We start from the raw sequence: 17,319 nt of genomic DNA on the forward strand, positions 1-17,319 counted from the left end.
CACCCCTACCCGACGCAGGAACCTCCATAACCGCGGAACTGCCCGAGCGCGCGCTCCTCGCACAGTGCGGGCGCACCGGCGGCTGGTCGTTCTTCGCGGAGGACGGGGTCCTCGACCCACCAGGTCCTCACCCACGCGGGGTGACCGAGACATGTCGACAACGCCGGGAGAATGCCACCCTGGAGCTTCTGCCGGCACTCGACGAGACCGAGGATCAGACATGACCGCACACCCCTCACTGCCTTCCTGGCGTGACACCCGCACCCGGAGAGACATCGAGGCGTTCGTAGCCTCCGTCACCGAGGGGCCCGACGCCGTCCCTGTCGAGGAGCGCGTCGCGGTGTTCGACAACGACGGCACCCTGTGGTCCGAGAAGCCGATGGTGACACAGCTGCACTACGTCGTGGAGCAGTGGCGGGCAGCAGCAGAGCGCACACCCGAACTCGCCGAACGCCAGCCTTACCTCGCCGCTGTGAGCGGCGACTTCGGATGGTTGGGCACCGCGATCGACAAGCACTACCGTGGCGACGACTCCGACCTGAAGATCATCATCCAGTCGCTCGTCGGGCTGACCGACGGGATGAGCGTGGAGGACTATGCGCGCTCCGTCGAGGAGTTCTACCGCACAGCGCAGCATCCGAGCTTGAAGCGCCCCTACTCCGAGACCGTGTACCAGCCCATGGTCGAGTTGCTCCGCTACCTGGAGCACCACGGTTTCACCTGCTATATCGTCTCGGGAGGCGAGCGTGACTTCATGCGCCCCATGACGCAGGCCAACTACGGCATCCCGCCGGAGCGCGTCGTGGGATCCGCCTTCGGGCTCGCCTGGAACGAGGCCGACGCGACCGTGCGGTACTCATCGTCGCTCGCCTTCTTCGACGACGGCCCGGAGAAGCCCATCCGCATCTGGACCCGCATCGGCCGGCGCCCCCTGTTCGTCGGCGGTAACTCCAACGGCGACATGGCCATGATGGATTTCGCACGCCGCGGTCCACGGCCCGGCTTCGCGATCCTGGTCCACCACGACGACCCGTCGCGCGGCGACATCCCCTACGACGCGGGTGCGGAGAAGGCTCTCGCCGATGCCGAGGACAAGGGATACACGGTGGTGAGCGTCAAGGACGACTGGGCGAGCGTGTTCCCCGAATCCGCTTCAGCGAGTACCTGAGCCGTCACACAAGGATGCCCGGGGAGCGCTGCTCTCCGGGCATTCCTGTGTGATCCGGTCGACCGATCAAGTAGTCGTCGAGGAGATGCGGGTGTCCGGGCCCGTTGCCTCATCATCTGCAGCCTCATCGTCTGCCGACTCCGGCTCATCGGGGTCGTCCGTCACCGTTTCCGGTTCGTCGGTCTCGGCCACGTCGGCGACAGCGATCGGCTGCGGACGCCGCAACAGCTCGATCACTATGGCGAAGACGATGAGGCCGATCGTCACGCCGAACACCGTGCCGAACGAGACTGGTCGCGACGTGATGAGGATGAGCAGTGCGAGTGCCATCCCCACGATGAGGATCGGTCCGTGGAAACGCTCGACCGCCAGGCCGAACCGTCCGGTGGACAGCCCTCTTCGCTCCCAGGTGCTCCGGATCGCGGCGAACCCGCTCTCCAGGACTCCGCGGATGGCCACGGCGCCGCGGCTCGATCCTGCGATCCAGGCCCAGACCGCGATGAGCACACCCACCAGAGCGAGCGCGACGATGGTCGAGCTCAGCAGCGAGGTCACCTCGTCGAACAGCGACTGGGCCGCCGCAGCCGGCATGATCGACGGGCTCACCGCTCCGATGAAGAACGTCCTTCCGATCCCCATCCCCGCCGAGAGGAGCAGGAAGGTGACGGCGAACGCGGCGCTGGTCCAGAAGAGGGCGCGCGTGCGATTCCGTGCGATCAGGATGCCGGCGACGACGAGACCGAGCACGACCCAGGGCAGCCAGAACCCTGCCGCGACCGCGATCTGGTAGATCGTGCGCACCAGGACGAGAGCGTCCGCCTGTGCGATCGGGACGGATCTGTCGATCTCCGGAATCAGATCGGCGAATCCGACGCCCCGCTCGGTCAGCACCTCTTTGACGCGGTCGACGACCTGCCCGAGGTCGATGGAGAGCACTCCGTCGTCCGCGAGTTGCAAGGCGGCGTCGGGGCTGTTCTGCAGGATCGCGACCGCGCGTTCATGGGTGAAGCGCAGCGACTGCGCCCAGATGTCGGCGAACTGGTCCGATGCCACGACGTCGTGGATCACGCCGTCGACGAGTGAGGTGAGTCCGCTGGCCGCCGGAGCCTCCAGCAGCGAGAGGGCGGACGAGGCACGGGGCGGAAGATCGAGTTCGCGGATTCCGTCGAACACCTCGCCGACGATCGCGTTGAAATCCACCTGCTCGTGGATCGCCGTGCTGACCTGATCCGCGACGAAGTCCTGCACATCGGGATCCTCGGCGAGAGGTGCGAATGTAGCGACGAATCGGTCGGCATCGACCAGCTGCAGACGAGCCCAGGTCCCCATCGCCGCGATCGGAGCCATCAGCACAGCCAGGGTCAGCACGATCCCAGCGACGATGCTTCTGCCCACCGGTCGGCGGGGCTTCTTGAGCTTCCCGTTCTCCTGCTCGAGGAGGAGGACGCGGGCACGTAGGTCTTCCAGTTCACTCATTCGTTCTCCTCCTCGAGGCACAGGGTTCAGCCATCGTCCGCACCACGGACGATCCGTCTCGTCAGCTCAGGAGCTTCTGCTTCGCCGCGGCGAATTCCGTCTCGGAGAGCACCCCGGAGTCTTTGAGCGACGCGAGCTGCTGCAGCTTCGCGATCAGGTCGTCAGTGGCGGCCGGTGCAGCGGGGGGGCGGCGACGAATACTGTGCTGCCGCGTTCTGCGCGGCAGCATCGACCTGCGCCTGCTGCTGCGCGGCCTCGTACTGATCCTGCTCGTACTGCCCCTGGGCACGCTGCTGCTGATGCCGCGACATCGCACCCCCGACGGCGCTTGCGGTGCCGGCGACGACGGCGGTCCTTGCGGCGAGGCCGATCAGTCCGGGACGACCGAATCTTCTCAAGGGCATGTCATTCACCTTCCTGGTCGAGGATGTCCATCATGGCGTTCACGACGGGTGCCGGCACGCGCTCGCTGCGGAGCACCTGTCCGCCGGCAGCGGCGAGATTCTGTGCGAGTGTGCGGGCGAAGGCGAGTTCGAGCACGACCAGAGCGGCGGACTGCCCGGGAGCGAGCGAGGCGGCCAGCGCCTCGACGTCTTCCTCGCCGGCGAGACCCGCCGCGATGGGCTCGAAGTCATCGAGCTCGAGTATCCCGTCCTCATCGTCGAGTTCGACGATGTCGACCTCTCCGGTCGCCGACTTCGCGAGCACGACGAAGTCGAGCAGTCGCACGACGCCGGTGTCGACGAGGTCCGTCAGTGCGCGAAAGGTCGCCGGGTCGGGACGCGCTCCTTCGAACCCGACGAGGTAGAACTCGGCGGGGCCGAAACGGAAGTCATTCATGGATTGTCCTTTCTCACGGGGCACACGGACCGCGACTGCGACCCATACTTACATCGCCGTCGCCGAGGCGACCGGCATCCTCACCCCTAGCGGATGAGTGCATCATCATCCGGCGGCGCGGTCTGGCGGTTCTGACGCGGGATCCAGACTTTGCGGACGACGATCAGAAGAGAGGCTGTCAACGGGATCGCGACCAGCGCGCCAAGCAACCCGAGCAGCGTGGCGCCGATCATCGCCCCGATGATGACGAGCACCCCCGGCACCGCAGCAGCCTTGCCCATGACTCGCGGCGTGACCACGTACGCCTCGACCTGGATGTACACGAGATAGGCGATCACGAAGACGAGTGCGGCGGTCGGACTCACGAAAAGCGTCGCGACTGCCCCGATCACCAGGAACACGAGCGAGCCGATCATCGGCACCAGCGTGATGAAGAACGCGACGATCGCCATGACAGCGGGGACGGACGAGCCGACGGCGAGCTGGATCACGAGGACGACCCCCGCATTGATCAGCGAGAGCGTCACTCCGCCGGCTACGACACCGCCGACCGACTGCGTGATCTCCTCGAGCACCCCGGTGAACCGCGCCCGCCGGTACTGAGGGACGAGATTTGCGAACGCCACTTTGATGCTCGGCAGCGACGACACGAAGTACAGCGTCAGGACGACGACCAAGACGAAGCTCGAGATGGCTCCGACGATGCCGAAGCCGGCTTTCAGGACCCCGCCAGAGATCGCGAGGAAGGAAGAGAGCGTCGTCAGCGAGCGGATGCTCTCCGAGACGACGTCCGACAGGTCGACGCCGAGGCTCGCCTCCAGTGCGCGATACCAGTCGCTCTGCTGCATGGCGGCGATGGTCTCGGGTGCGCCCTCGACCGCGGCTGCGATCTGTCGGACCGTCGCCGGCACGAGGACGAGGAGGATCACCGCCACAGCGCCGAGGAAGATGACCGCCACGATCGTCACGCCCATCGCCCGGCTCATCCCCCGTCGCTCGAAGGCGCGAACGGCGGGGTCGAGGCCGAGCGCGAGGAACATGCCGAGGAAGATCGAGATGAGCACCGTGGAGATGCCGGCGATCGTGGCAGCAAGGGCGATCGCCAGCAGAACGCCGACCGCGACCGAGAAGCCGGATAGCAGTGGATTCGCGGGCAGCACGCGCAGGAGGCGCGACGGTCCCCGCCTGCTCACTCGCTCCGCGTTCGACGCGGACTGCTCCTGATCCACAGGCTGCACGTTACGTCGTGACATGGATCCGGTGGGCGGCTACTCACCCGTTCCTGGTGACCGCCTCTCGGGTGGGGTCGCCCGCTCGGGGTGAGCGGCTCCCCCGCGTCCCGAGGCGCGCTGTCACTATCACCGTACGCAGTAACTCAACGAAAGGGGTCCGAAGTGTCCATTTGGGAAAGCTTCTGGGACATCATCTGGTGGTTCTTCTGGGTCTTCGTGTTCGTGTCGTACTTGATGGTGCTCTTCAACATCGTCGCCGACCTGTTCCGGGATCACACCCTGAACGGCTGGTGGAAGGCCGTGTGGATCATCTTCCTGATCTTCGTCCCGTTCCTCACGGCGCTCGTGTATCTGATCGCGCGCGGCAGAGGCATGGGCGAGCGCAGCGTGTCGTCGTACCGCGAGCAGCAGCACGCCGCCGACTCCTACATCCGCAGCGTCGCCGGATCCAGTCCCAGTGACGAGATCGACAAGGCATCCAAGCTGCTGGCCGCGGGAACCATCACCCCCGACGAGTTCGCGGCCATCAAGACGCGTGCGCTGAGCTGACATCGTGGCTGAGGTGGTCGATGTGACGAGCCTGCAGGCGCTCGGCGACGTCGAATTCGTCGTCGTGCGTCTCGAGCACGACCGCCTCAGCCCGAACCTCCTCGAGGCCCTGCTGCAGCAGGTGGAAAGCGGCGCCATCCGCCTCCTCGACTTCTTGATGATCCAGCGTCTCAGTGTTGAGGACTACCGCCTGATCGAGGTCGACCGAGATGAGTTCACGCTCGCGGGTCTCGCCCTCGACACGCCAGGGCTCGTGTGCGAAGACGATGCCCGGCACTTCGTGGCGAGCGTCCCGATCGGCTCACTGGCGGCGCTCATCCTGGTGGAGCCCACCTGGGTGGAGCGGTTCGCCCGCGACATCGATCGCCGTGAGGACCATATCCTGGCGACGCAGCCGATTCCGGCCACGATCGCGAACACGATCCTCTCCTCGGCGCTGCGGCAACGGTGAGACCGGTGCGGTCTACGGATCGCCGATCAGACCGTGGTGCGCACAGCCTCGCGCCGTGACGACACCCCGAGCTTGCGGTAGATCGCACGTTGGTGTGTCTTCACGGTGTTGATCGACACGTCCAGTTCATGAGCGATCTCGTGCAGAGTGCGTGCGGTCTGGAGCTGCTGGAAGACATCGCGCTCCCGGTCGGAGAGAGCGTCGACCACCGACCCGACCACGTCGCTCGCGAGACACCTGCCGATGAAGTCCTCGAACTGGGTGCCGAAATGCACATGTTCGCCCAGCAGCTTGCGCACCGCCGTCTCACGCGGCCCGAAGGGAAGGCGGATGTTCTCCCCCGAGGAGACAGCGACGGCCGCCTCGCACAGTTCGTGCGCTTCGTCGTGGTGTCCGGCATGACGGCGCAGCACGGCTGCGGTGATCAGCGTCGCGGATTTCACGTAGGACACCTCCCCGAATGCACGCAGGGATCGCAGCATCTCCAGGGCTGCGGAGTACTCGCCGGCGCGGCGCAGCACGCCGGCGAGCGCGACATTGACGACAGGCAGGTCCGGGCAGTGGATGTACTTCCGCGCGATCCGCATCGCCCGATCCTGCCGGCCGACGGCTTCTTCGAGCAGGGCGACCGATGATTCCCGGAATGCGGGCCACGATACGCCGTGGACGACTTCCAACGGGATGTCCTGGATGCCGATCGCCGCACGGCGGCAGGCGGCGACATCACCCGTCTCCGCCGCGGCGTAGGCGATCATCATGCGCGCCACGCTCGTGAAAGAGCGGTCGGAACTGCCGTTCGCGATCACGGTGCCGAACTCTCGGATCGCATCCTCGAACTCACCCGACCAATAGGCGACGTAGCCCGCCGCGGCGGCCGCGCTCCCTCCGGCGTACGTGCTCCAGGGAAGGCCGACGGCGTCCGCCCCCTTGGTGGCGAGGAGCGAGCGCCGAGCCTCGACGAAGCGACCGGCCCAGGTCTGCCCGAAGGCGAGATGCCCCAGCGACCGCTTCGCCAGCTCACGATCTCCCGAGTGCTGCGCCTCCCTGGCCGCGGCCGAGAAGTACTCCAGCGGGATCATCGGGTTGCCACGGTGTCGGATCTCGGTCCACCCGAGCAGATAGTTGAGCGCCGCCCTGTCGCCGAGTTCCGTCGAGTCCGCGTCGAGCAGCATCTGCTGCACCTTCGCACTCGCACTCGCGACCTCTGCGCGCTCGTCGGCGATGAACAGCCGGGCGATCTGCAGCACCGCTGGTTCCTCACCGTCGGCTGTCCGAGCGACCATCGCCTCGGCGCGTCGGAACAGCTCGCGGGCCACGCGATGATCACCGAGCACGTCGCTCGCGCACGCGCGTACCAGCAGCACCTGCGCGTCATCGGGGGCGCGGCGCAGCATCTCCATCGCCGTGCGCTCGATCTCATCCGCCCTGGCCCCGACCACGAGTCCGAGCCAGTGGTGAAGGAGCGTCTCCCGGGCCGTGACGAGTTCCCCCGCACGGAGCGAGTGAGTGATCGACGCTGTCGGGTCCGTCGCCTCCAGGGCAGCCGCCGCACGACGGTGGCACTCAGCAGCGCGCTCCACGTCCATACCCAGGATCTCGGCGCATCGTCTCGCGAACGAGGTGTGCCATCGGTACACGACTCCGTGCGGGTTTTCGAACCGGTCGAGGAACAGCCCGAGCCGCACACACGTCTCCAGCAGCACGGCGGCATCGGGGCGCCCGGTCACCGCGGCCGCGAGCTCAGGGGTCAGCTCACCGCAGACGCTCCCCTCGAGAACGAAGTCGGCGACGTCGGGAGGAAGCGTTCCGAGTACGTGCTCCCGTACGTAGTTGCCGAGGAAGCTTGCGGCACTCTGCGCACGCGAATCGGGTTTGGCTCCGCCGATCATCATCAGCCTGACGGCGATCGGCCATCCCCGGGTCTCCTCGAGGATGGTCTCCGGGGCAAGATCGACTGGCTCCCCGTCGAGCAGCTGCTGCACCTCCTCTTCTGTGAAGCTGAGCGTGTCGGCGCCGACGAAAGAATCCGGATGCATGATGCGATGTCGCGAGAGTGTCACCTCGAGCAGCGTCGTCCCGACCAGCACGACCCGGAGACACTCCGGTGCCTGCTCCGCCAGCATCCCCAGGAGCCCCTTGCGCCAGTCCTCCCCGGCTCGCTGCGCATCGTCGATGATCAGGTGCACGCGCTCGTCGGAGTCTTCCAGCGCCCGGCAGATCTCCTGATAAGCCCGGTACGGGTCGTCGAGATCACGGTCAAGGTCGAGAACGCTCCCGGAGCGCTCGGCACCGGTGAGCAGCGCGTTCACGACGCCCTGGGTCAACCGCGAGGGGTCGGAGTCGAACGTGTTGAGTCCCAGCCACCCCACTTGCTCGAGTCCGGAAGCCCAATCGGCCACCGAAGTCGTCTTCCCGAATCCGCTCGGGGCGCTGATCACCGTCAGCGGATCGTGCGCAGCGGCCTCGGCTAAGGCCGCGGTCACCCGATCACGACGGATAGCACCGGGCTGGGGTGCCGGCGGCCGGAATCGCACCGTGGGTCCCGGTCTCGTCGAGCGTACTGGGTGCGACATGGCACCAAAGCTAGTGGCGTGCGGGATACACCTTCAAGGGCATCCCCCGGGTGATATTTACTCGACCGCGCCCGCCCCGGCATCACGTTTGAGCGCGTCAGCCGTGCGGATGAAGAGGATGATCCAGGTGAACACGACGGTCCCGGCCACCAACTCGACCGCCGTGAGCGTGTAGTAGCCGACGGCGAAGAACACCGACAGCACGACGATCAGCAGGGTGAACACATACCCCAGCAGCAGGAACGTGCGCGAGACGCCCGGCACCCACCAGCGCACCGCGATGACGAGCACCGCATAGGCGACCACCATTCCCGACGCAACGCCGGTATGGAGCGCGAAGTGCTCGTCGACGGGGAACACACCGACCATCCCGAGGAAGATGCCGACGATGATGAGACAGGTGCGAACCGAACTCACCCCGCGCGGATGCGTCGTCGGAATCGCCTTCGTCGCGTAGCGGGCGAGTGTCGTCACGAGGATTCCGGCGACGATCAACGTCAGGTTGAACGCGCGTGCCGAGATGTCGTCGGTCATGCCGAGCGCGCTGAGATTCTCCTTCCACCATTGCGGATCGCTGGCCGTCAGCATGCTCGCCAGGATTCCCAGGACCAGGAACACTGCGAGCACTGTGGCCAGCAGCTGCAGGTCCAGGTGCGTCGCGGAATAGTAGGTCACATACGCCGTGAGTCCGGCTGCGGCACCGGCGAGCATCAGGACCGGCAGAGGGAACACGACCGCGCCGATGAGGCCGGCCTCGATGATCGTCGCAGCGAGCGTCCACCCGAGCAGAGCGATCATGGCGTGCGCGAAGGCGAAGGCTGCGATGTCGATGATGTCGAGCACGCCGAGCCGCTTGTGCCTGGCCGGGTCGGCGGCGATGACGCGCCCCAGCACGAACACGACGATCGCCGTGACGGCCGAAGCGATAGCCGCGAACTGTCCGAGCGAATCAGGGCCGGAGATGGGTGCCGAATGCAGACGGAACACCACGAGGGCCACGAGCCCTGCCAGGACGAAGGCGAAGATCGAGATCTGGAGCCCGATGGCCTCCCGCGCGCGCTCCCGTGTCGCCCCATGCGAGCGGGCCGCCGTGAGAAGGTCCGGTGAGGGTGACGTCGACGACATGCTGTCAGTTTCGGGCTCTGCCTCCTTCTTAGCCAGCGGCGGTCATCCTCATCGGGCGATGCCCGAGTTCACGCCTCACCGCGCTCACCCGGCCGGGATGAGGTGTGCACCCGCAGGGAGCGCGCACCGAGCATCCTGGAGCGATGATGTGGAGGAGCCTACGACCGAGCGGTCGACGATCGTGACCCTGGATGCCCTGTTCCCCGATGGGCTCTCACCGTGGCAGATCGTGCTGGCGGTGCTGTCCATCCTCATCGGCTGGCTGCTCTCCCGCTTCGCCCGCAAGGGCGTGCTCAAGCTGACGAAACGGACACCGGGGATATCCGACTCCGTTGCGCAGCTGGCGGCCCGGTTCACCCAGTACGCCCTGCTCCTGGTCGGCATCGGTGTCGGACTGGCTTTCCTCGGCGCCAATGTGCAGCCGCTCCTCGCGATGACGGCCATCGCCGTGGTCGTCCTGATCCTCGTCCTCCGCGGCGTCGCTGACAACTTCGCGGCCGGGGTGCTGATCCAATCCCGCCAGTCCGTGAAGATCGGCGAGGAGATCGAGACCGAGGGGCCGGACGGACTGGTCCGCGGCGTCGTCCAGGAGCTCAACGGACGCGCAGTGATCCTGTCGACCGTGGACGGCCGAACTGTGCATGTGCCCAACGCAGCACTGCTCACCGGGGTTCTGGTGAACGATTCCCGTCATGGCGCGAGGCGCAGCGCCGTGGATATCCGAGTCGCGCGGTCGGACGGTCTCGATGTCGACGATGTGGTCGCAATCGTCTCTCGCGCGGCCGGTGCGGTCGAAGGGGTTCATGCGCGCGAGCATCCAGGGGTGTCGTTCGCCTCGATCTCGCCGACGAGATGGATGCTCACGCTCCAGATCTGGCATCACCCGCTTCACGGGTCCGCGGTCGTGTCGGCCACGGTTCGCGGCGTCGCGGAGGCGCTCGAATCCGCCGGGGTGAAGGCTGTCGTCGCGCCGCAGCAGGGATCGCCGCCGCTCGTGATTCCTGAGCCCTTCTGAGCTCGTCGACTACGCTGTCCGCGTGACCACCTCGCCTGCGCCGGAGCGCTCCCCCGACCGGATGCTCTCCCCCAGTCTGCGGGTGATGCTCATGCTCGCGGCGAGCGCGGTGACCCTGGCCGGCGTCTACTTCGCGCGGGATCTCTTCGGACCCATCGCACTCGCGATCGTGATCGTGGTCATCTGCGAGCCCCTCCGCCGTCCACTCGATCGACGCGGCTGGCCCCAGTGGGCGAGCACCACAGCGGTCATCGTGGTCGCCTACCTGATCCTCTTGATCATGGGGGCGCTGCTCTGGCTCGCCGGCACGCAGTTCGCCCGACTGATCGGCGATCTCGTCTCGGAAGGCGGCCTTGCAAAAACCGTCGACGACTTCGTCGGCTGGCTGCAGACCCTGGGCCTGGACCAGGAAGCCTCGGATGCCGCGGCCTCGGTCCTTGATCCCACGACGCTGCTCGGGCTCGCCCGCAGCATCGGCGGCACAGTGGTGAGTGTCGCGACGGCGCTGTTCTTCGTGTGCGCGTACATCATCTTCATGGCCGTCGACGCTGCCCGATACCGGCAGGCTCCATCAGTCTTCGGGGCGACCAAGGGCGCCGTCATCGCACGGGTCTCACGCCTGAACACCGGCGTCCGCCGCTACTACATCGTCAACGCGAGCTTCGGTGCGGTCGTCGCGATCATCGACGGTCTGGCTCTTTGGTGGATGGGAGTCCCGGCCCCGGTCGTGTGGGCGATCCTCGCCTTCGTCACGAACTTCATCCCGAACATCGGCTTCGTCCTGGGCCTCGTCCCGCCGGCGATCCTGGCCTTCGTCGTCGGCGGCTGGCCCCTGCTACTCGGTGTCATCGCCGTGTACTGCGTCGTGAACGTGGTCCTTCAGGTGCTCGTCCAGCCGAAGTTCGTCAGCGATGCCGTCGATCTCAGTCTCACGCTCAGCTTCTTCTCGGTGATCTTCTGGACCTTCATCATCGGCCCGCTCGGTGCGATCCTCTCCATCCCGCTCACGCTGCTCGTCCGGACGCTCGTCTTCGAGGGCGATCCCGATGCCACCTGGCTGCGATGGCTCTCCGGCGACCGCACGGCCGTGCCTCCGGCACCTGAGCCTGAGCCTGCCGAGACCCCTCGACGTCGCCGACGCCGCACCCTCCGCCGCGGCTGACTGTCGCGCTGCGAGCCGCATGATCCGGGTAAATCACCAGGGGTGAGGTTGCGGCCGATACGTGGTCCGTGGAACCCTCCCGGTGGGATCGTGGAGGCGGGAGCGCTCGACCGGAGCGCTGGCGGATGGAGGCGATGTGCAACGTCCACTCGCGGGATTGACCAAGCGGAATTTCGTCACGGAACTCACCGCGGGGGTCACCCTGCTCGCCATCGCGATCCCGCTGAACATCGGCTACGCGCAGATCGCCGGCCTCCCGCCCACTGCCGGTCTCTACGCACTGATCGTCCCCACGATCGTCTATGCCCTCATCGTCTCTTCCCGACAGCTGGTCGCCTCACCCGATGCCGCGGCCGCCGCACTCGTCGCCTCCTCGATCGGGGGCCTCGCCGCCGCCGGCAGCGCCGACTACGCCACCCTCGCGCTTGCCCAGGCGATCATCTGCGGTGTCATGTTCCTGCTGCTGGCGGTCTTCAAGCTCGGCTTCCTCGCCAACTTCCTCTCCAAGCCGATCCTCGTCGGGTTCGTCGGCGGGCTCGCGCTCGACATCATGGTCAGCCAGGTGGCGAAGATGCTCGGCGTCAAGATCGACTCCGGAAAGGACTTCATCGGTAAGGTCGGCGACCTCGTCGGCGGGTTCACGACCCTCAACGGCTGGGCTGTTCTGATCTCGGTCTGCTCGGTCGCCGTGCTGCTGCTGGGACGCAGGTTGCTCCGTGCCGTGCCTTGGGCGCTGATCGTCCTCGTGGCGACGACCCTCGTCGTGGTCCTGACCGGGCTCGACCAGCGCGGAGTCGACGTTCTCGGAGAGGTTCCTGCAGGGCCGCCTGTGCTCACATGGCCGATGATCGACTGGTCCCTCTGGCTCATGCTGATCCCCTCCGCGATCGCCTTGACGCTCGTCACGACGGCGGAGGGGCTCCTCGTGTCGCGGTCGTACTCCGAGAAGCACGGATACCCGTTCCACGCGAACCGGGATCTCCTCGCGTTCGGCGCGTCGAACATCATCGCCGGTGCACAGGGCAGCTTCGCCGTCGGCTCGTCGACCTCCCGTACTGCGGCAATGGACCAGGCGGGTTCGCGCACGCAGTTCCCGGCGCTGATCCTCGCGGCAGGCACCCTGCTGCTGCTCATGTTCGGCACGGCACTCCTCGCCGACATCCCGTCTCCGGCGATCGGTGCGATCGTCGGAGTGGCGATCATCCCCCTGCTCGGTATCCGCGACTTCATCGATCTGTGGCGCAAAGACAGGTTCGAGTTCCTCATCGGCGCCACCTGCTTCCTCGTCACCCTCCTGATCGGCTCGATACCCGGCATCCTCGTGGCATTCGTCCTCGCGCTCATCAACATCGCCAAGCGCGCGTCGAACCCGGCCATCGACGTGCTCGAATCCAGCGGTGATCCCGGCGAATCGCTGCTCGAGGATGCCCCGGCGGGAACGGTGACCGCTCCCGGCGTGATCGTGATCCGGCTGGCTGCGCCGCTGTTCTTCGCCAACGGTGCTGTCTTCTCATCGGCGGTGAAAGAGGCCATCCGCTCCGCTGGAGAGGGGAAGGTCCGCCACCTCGTCGTCGACATGGAGGCCGTCACCGACGTCGACGTCACGGGTGCTGAGTCGTTCGTCGCACTCAAAGAATGGCTCGCGCGTCAGTCGGTCTCCCTCGCGTTCAGCAGGGTGCGGCCGAACACGCTGCATCGCCTCACCGATCTCGGGCTGCTCGAATCGGAAGACGTCTACGCGACCAACCGCGAAGCGATCACGCAACTGGCCGCCTCCTCGTCGGAGTCGGCACCGGAGAGAGGACGATGATGGGCACCGCAATCGGGGAGATGCTCCCCCTCGCGCTCGGCGTCGCGATCAGTCCCATTCCCATCATCGCAGCGATCCTGATGCTGCTCTCGCCGAAAGCACGCGTGACGAGCGTCGGCTTCCTCCTCGGCTGGGTCATCGGGATCGTCGCCGCCGTCACCGTCTTCACGCTCGTGTCGTCGGTGCTCCCGGAAGACGACCCAGACGCTTCCCGCCCCATCCGCGGCGTGGTGCAACTCGTCCTCGGATTGCTGCTCTTCCTCCTCGCGTTCGGGCAGTGGCGCAAGCGCCCCAAGGCGGGCGAAGACGCCGAGCTTCCGAAGTGGATGAAGGCCATAGACACGGTCACGTTCCCGATGGCGTTCGGACTCGGGTTCCTCCTGTCCGCGCTCAACCCGAAGAACCTGATCATGGCGGCGGGAGCGGGCACCGACATCGGCGGTGCGGCACTTTCTGCCGGGTCGACCGTCGTCGTGGTCGTCATCTACACCCTCATCGCTTCATCGACCGTGCTGATTCCGGTTGTCGGCTACCTCATCGCGGCCGATCGACTTCGCGCACCGCTGGATGCCCTGCGCGGCTGGCTGGCCGCGGAGAACGCCGTCATCATGGCCGTCCTGCTACTGGTGATCGGTGTTTCGATGATCGGCAAGGGCATCGGCAGCTTCTAGAAACACCACCAGCCGGGGCGACCGGCACACAGGAGGGACGTGGACATGGGTGAATTGATACTCGCTCTGGTCCCGGTGGCTCTCGGCGTCGTCCTGAGTCCGCTCGCGATCATGGCGCTCGTCGCCGTGCTCCTCTCGCGCAATGCGCGCATGAACGGCATCACCTACCTCGTGGGATGGTTCGTCGGCTTGGGCGGGCTCATGGCCCTGTGTCTCTGGCTGTTTCCGTTGCTCGCGGTGCACCAGCTCGGCGAGCCGCCGCTGTGGGTTCCGATCGTCCGTGTGATCCTCGGTGTGTTCCTGATCGGGTCCGCCGTCTGGGTGTACCGCAAGGGACGCGTGCACATCGCACGGATGGCGGCGGCATCGTCACCACGCGACGTAGTGGCCGCTTCACCGCAGTTACCGGGTTGGCTGCACTCCGTGGAATCCTTCCGGCCGGGGCGCACCCTGCTTCTCGGGCTCGGGCTCTTCGTGTTGAATCCGGTCGATGCCTCGTGCGCAATCCTCGCCGCACTCGACATCTCCCTTTCGGGCGTCGGCCAGACCACCGGCCTGTGGGTCGCGGTCGTCTTCGTCGTCATCGGCACTCTTCCCATCGCGCTGCCTGTGCTGTATGTGGTGGTGCGCGGCGCCGAGGCTCAGCCGCTCCTCGACCGGGTGCGGACCTGGATCGCCGGGAATACCCATGTCCTGAACGCAGCGCTGCTCCTCGTGATCGGCGCCCTCCAGCTCGAGAAGGGAATCGCCGCCTTGATCTGATCCGCATCGGACCACCGAGAGATCACCGGACGAGCGGTGATGAGCTTCGGTTACCAGACGACCCCCGCGGTAGTGCATCTGCCGACGGGACACCGCATAGTTCAACGAGATGAAGGAGACCGAAGATGGCTCGGGAATTCCAGGGCAAGATCGAACTCGATGTGCGCGACTCCGTCGCGGACTGGGATGCATTCCGCCCGACGACGCCGCCGACGGGCGCACCGAACGTGCTCGTCGTGCTCTACGACGACACGGGTATGGCCGCGTGGTCGCCCTACGGCGGGCGCATCAACATGCCGACGATGGATCGGCTCGCCCAGAACGGCCTGACATACTCGCAGTGGCATACGACCGCCCTGTGCTCCCCGACCCGCTCTACCTTCCTGACCGGGCGCAACCATCATCTGAACGGGTTCGCGACGATCTCGGAGTCGTCGACCGGTTTCCCGGGCTACAACTCGCACATCCCTGACTCCAACGCCACGATGGCGCACGTGCTCCGCGATGCCGGGTGGTCGACGTTCTGGGTCGGGAAGAACCACAACGTCCCGATCGATGAGTGGACCGCAGGAGCGTCGAAGAAGCACTGGCCGCTGGCTCAGGGCTACGACCGGTTCTACGGATTCATCGGCGGTGAGACCAACAACTGGTACCCCTCGCTCGCCGAGGACAACCACTACATCGATCAGCCGTACCTGCCTGAGCAGGGCTATCACCTCTCGAAGGATCTCGCCGATCAGGCGCTCACCATGATCCGCGACGTCAAGCAGACGGAGCCGGGCAAGCCCTGGTACCTGTGGTTCTGCCCCGGCGCCAACCACGCACCCCACCATGCCCCGCAGGAGTACATCGACAAGTACAAGGGTCAGTTCGACGACGGCTACGAGGCTTACCGCGAGTGGGTGCTCGCGCGCATGGTCGAAAAGGGCATCCTCCCGGCCGACACCGACCTGACCGAACTGAACCCGATGACCGACGGGACGTTCAATCCGACCGACGAGGTTCGTCCCTGGGACACGCTGAACGCCGAGGAGAAGGCGATGTTCTCCCGGATGGCGGAGGTGTATGCCGGCTTCAGCGAGTACACCGACTCCCAGGTCGGCCGCATCGTCGACTACCTGGAGGAATCGGGGCAGCTCGACAACACGCTCATCCTGTACTGCGCCGACAACGGCGCATCCGGCGAGGGCAGCCCGAACGGATCCGTGAACGAGGGCAAGATCTTCGGCGGATACCCCGATGACGAGGCGGAGAACCTTCGACTCGTCGACAAGCTCGGATCACCAGACACCTACAACCACTACCCGACCGGGTGGGCGGCGGCGTTCTCGACTCCGTACAAGATGTTCAAGCGCTACACCTACCAGGGTGGCGTCTGCGATCCGCTGGTGATCCACTGGCCCGCGGGCATCAAGGCCCGCGGCGAAGTACGTCATCAGTACCACCACTCGACCGACATCGTGCCGACCATCCTCGAGGCATGCGGCGTGGAGTTCCCCGACGTCTACAACGGTGTCGAGCAGACGCCCCTGTCCGGAGTCTCCATGGCGTACTCTTTCGACGCCGAGCCGGAGGGTCCGACGCAGAAGAAGACGCAGTACTACGAGATGCTCGGTCAGCGCGGAATCTGGCACGAGGGGTGGAAGGCCGTCACGGTGCACGGTCCGATGAGCGGGGTGAGCAACTTCGACAAGGACGAATGGGAGCTCTACCACACGGATATCGATCGGGCCGAGGCGAAGAACCTGGCGGGAGAGCACCCCGACAAGCTCGAGGAGCTCAAGGCCCTCTGGATGGAGGAAGCGAGGACGAACAACGTCCTGCCTCTGAACGATCTGCAGATCATCGGCAACCCGAAGGATTTCGAGACCTTCGTCGCGATGGAGTTCCATCAGCCCGCACCACCCTCCGGACAGTTCGTGTACTACCCGGGCACGAGCGAGGTGCCTGAGCGCTCGGCAGCCAACACCCACGGCGTCTCGTACAAGATCGCGGCAGAGGTCGAGTTCACTCCCGAGACCGAGGGCGTGATCTTCGCCCACGGCTCCCGGTTCGGAGGGCACGCGCTGGTCGTGAAGGACGGGCAGGTGCACTACGTGTACAACTTCTTGGGGATTCCACCGGAAGACCGCGTATCAGCGCCCGTACCGACGTCCGGAAAGCACATCATCGGCGTCGAGTTCACGAAGGAAGGCATGGGTGAGCACCGCGAGGGCGTCGGCCCGGTGAAGCTGTACATCGATGATCAGGTCGTCGGAGAGAAGCAGATCCGCACCGTCCTCGGGCACTTCTCACTCTGCGGCGAGGGGCTGACCATCGGCCGGGACAGCGCTGATCCCGTGTCGTCGCTCTACGGGTACGGCTTCGACTTCACCGGTGGTGAGATCACCAAGGTCGTCTTCGACATCGCAGACGACGCTTACCTCGATCTGGAATCGCACCTGGCTGCAGCCCTGGCGCGGGACTGAGGATCGTCTGGCCGCGG

17 protein-coding genes are annotated in these 17,319 nt (G+C 66.2%); 10 read left to right on the forward strand and 7 right to left on the reverse strand.

What is annotated here, in order from left to right:
• A partial coding sequence (locus CQ040_RS20890) for a hypothetical protein (RefSeq protein ID WP_219844766.1) occupies positions 1-224 on the forward strand: 224 nt, incomplete at its 5' end.
• Positions 221-1,168 (forward strand): HAD family phosphatase, encoded by a 948-nt coding sequence (locus tag CQ040_RS16015; protein WP_105527854.1) that lies wholly within the window; start codon positions 221-223, stop codon positions 1,166-1,168. The genes CQ040_RS20890 and CQ040_RS16015, both read left to right, overlap by 4 nt.
• 66 nt (positions 1,169-1,234) lie before the next feature.
• On the opposite strand, the gene CQ040_RS16020 is transcribed toward CQ040_RS16015, so the two are convergent.
• The 5 genes from CQ040_RS16020 to CQ040_RS16035 form a co-directional block, all read right to left on the reverse strand.
• Positions 1,235-2,644 (reverse strand): hypothetical protein, encoded by a 1,410-nt coding sequence (locus CQ040_RS16020; RefSeq protein ID WP_258131517.1) that lies wholly within the window; start codon positions 2,642-2,644, stop codon positions 1,235-1,237.
• A 61-nt stretch (positions 2,645-2,705) separates the two neighbouring features.
• Positions 2,706-2,873 carry an SHOCT domain-containing protein gene (locus CQ040_RS21285; protein ID WP_308737030.1) on the reverse strand — a complete coding sequence of 56 codons (168 nt, stop codon included), beginning with the start codon at positions 2,871-2,873 and terminating at the stop codon, positions 2,706-2,708.
• Positions 2,806-3,048: a hypothetical protein gene (locus CQ040_RS16025; RefSeq protein WP_308736906.1), complete on the reverse strand. Its 243-nt coding sequence runs from the start codon at positions 3,046-3,048 to the stop codon at positions 2,806-2,808. Before CQ040_RS16025 ends, CQ040_RS21285 begins: the two co-directional genes overlap by 68 nt.
• A gap of 1 nt (position 3,049) precedes the next feature.
• Positions 3,050-3,484 carry a DUF6325 family protein gene (locus CQ040_RS16030; protein ID WP_105527855.1) on the reverse strand — a complete coding sequence of 145 codons (435 nt, stop codon included), beginning with the start codon at positions 3,482-3,484 and terminating at the stop codon, positions 3,050-3,052.
• Between the two features lie 86 nt (positions 3,485-3,570).
• Entirely contained in the window at positions 3,571-4,713 is a 1,143-nt protein-coding gene (locus CQ040_RS16035; RefSeq protein WP_181156985.1) for an AI-2E family transporter, read from the reverse strand.
• Positions 4,714-4,878: 165 nt separating this feature from the next.
• Between CQ040_RS16035 and CQ040_RS16040 the strand changes: the two genes are divergently transcribed.
• The gene (locus CQ040_RS16040; protein ID WP_105527857.1) at positions 4,879-5,265 is read left to right on the forward strand and encodes an SHOCT domain-containing protein; all 387 of its coding nucleotides are present in this window, start codon (positions 4,879-4,881) and stop codon (positions 5,263-5,265) included.
• 4 nt (positions 5,266-5,269) lie between these two features.
• Positions 5,270-5,716, forward strand: a complete 447-nt coding sequence (locus CQ040_RS16045; RefSeq protein ID WP_105527858.1) for a DUF6325 family protein — start codon at positions 5,270-5,272, stop codon at positions 5,714-5,716.
• Between the two features lie 26 nt (positions 5,717-5,742).
• On the opposite strand, the gene CQ040_RS16050 is transcribed toward CQ040_RS16045, so the two are convergent.
• Together CQ040_RS16050 and CQ040_RS16055 are read right to left on the reverse strand one after the other, a co-directional pair.
• The gene (locus tag CQ040_RS16050) at positions 5,743-8,199 is read right to left on the reverse strand and encodes a LuxR C-terminal-related transcriptional regulator (RefSeq protein ID WP_105527859.1); all 2,457 of its coding nucleotides are present in this window, start codon (positions 8,197-8,199) and stop codon (positions 5,743-5,745) included.
• A gap of 147 nt (positions 8,200-8,346) precedes the next feature.
• A complete protein-coding gene (locus tag CQ040_RS16055) occupies positions 8,347-9,414 on the reverse strand; it encodes a DUF998 domain-containing protein (RefSeq protein WP_105527860.1) in 1,068 nt (355 codons plus the stop codon).
• A 148-nt stretch (positions 9,415-9,562) separates the two neighbouring features.
• Here CQ040_RS16055 and CQ040_RS20775 point away from each other — a divergent pair, with 148 nt between their 5' ends.
• From CQ040_RS20775 to CQ040_RS16085, 6 genes are all read left to right on the forward strand, one after another.
• On the forward strand, positions 9,563-10,429 hold the full coding sequence (locus CQ040_RS20775) for a mechanosensitive ion channel family protein (protein ID WP_181156983.1): 867 nt from the start codon (positions 9,563-9,565) through the stop codon (positions 10,427-10,429).
• Positions 10,430-10,451: 22 nt separating this feature from the next.
• On the forward strand, positions 10,452-11,591 hold the full coding sequence (locus CQ040_RS16065) for an AI-2E family transporter (protein WP_258131518.1): 1,140 nt from the start codon (positions 10,452-10,454) through the stop codon (positions 11,589-11,591).
• A 157-nt stretch (positions 11,592-11,748) separates the two neighbouring features.
• The gene (locus tag CQ040_RS16070; RefSeq protein WP_258131519.1) at positions 11,749-13,401 is read left to right on the forward strand and encodes a SulP family inorganic anion transporter; all 1,653 of its coding nucleotides are present in this window, start codon (positions 11,749-11,751) and stop codon (positions 13,399-13,401) included.
• Entirely contained in the window at positions 13,401-14,072 is a 672-nt protein-coding gene (locus CQ040_RS16075) for a GAP family protein (RefSeq protein ID WP_105527862.1), read from the forward strand. Before CQ040_RS16070 ends, CQ040_RS16075 begins: the two co-directional genes overlap by 1 nt.
• Before the next feature lie 45 nt (positions 14,073-14,117).
• Positions 14,118-14,834 carry a GAP family protein gene (locus tag CQ040_RS16080; protein ID WP_105527863.1) on the forward strand — a complete coding sequence of 239 codons (717 nt, stop codon included), beginning with the start codon at positions 14,118-14,120 and terminating at the stop codon, positions 14,832-14,834.
• 125 nt (positions 14,835-14,959) lie between these two features.
• Positions 14,960-17,302, forward strand: coding sequence for an arylsulfatase (locus CQ040_RS16085; protein WP_105527864.1), 2,343 nt, complete (start codon positions 14,960-14,962; stop codon positions 17,300-17,302).
• Positions 17,303-17,319: the final 17 nt, after the last annotated feature.

The sequence above is a fragment of the Microbacterium sp. MYb54 genome (genome assembly GCF_002979515.1).
In the GTDB taxonomy this organism is placed as follows: domain Bacteria; phylum Actinomycetota; class Actinomycetes; order Actinomycetales; family Microbacteriaceae; genus Microbacterium.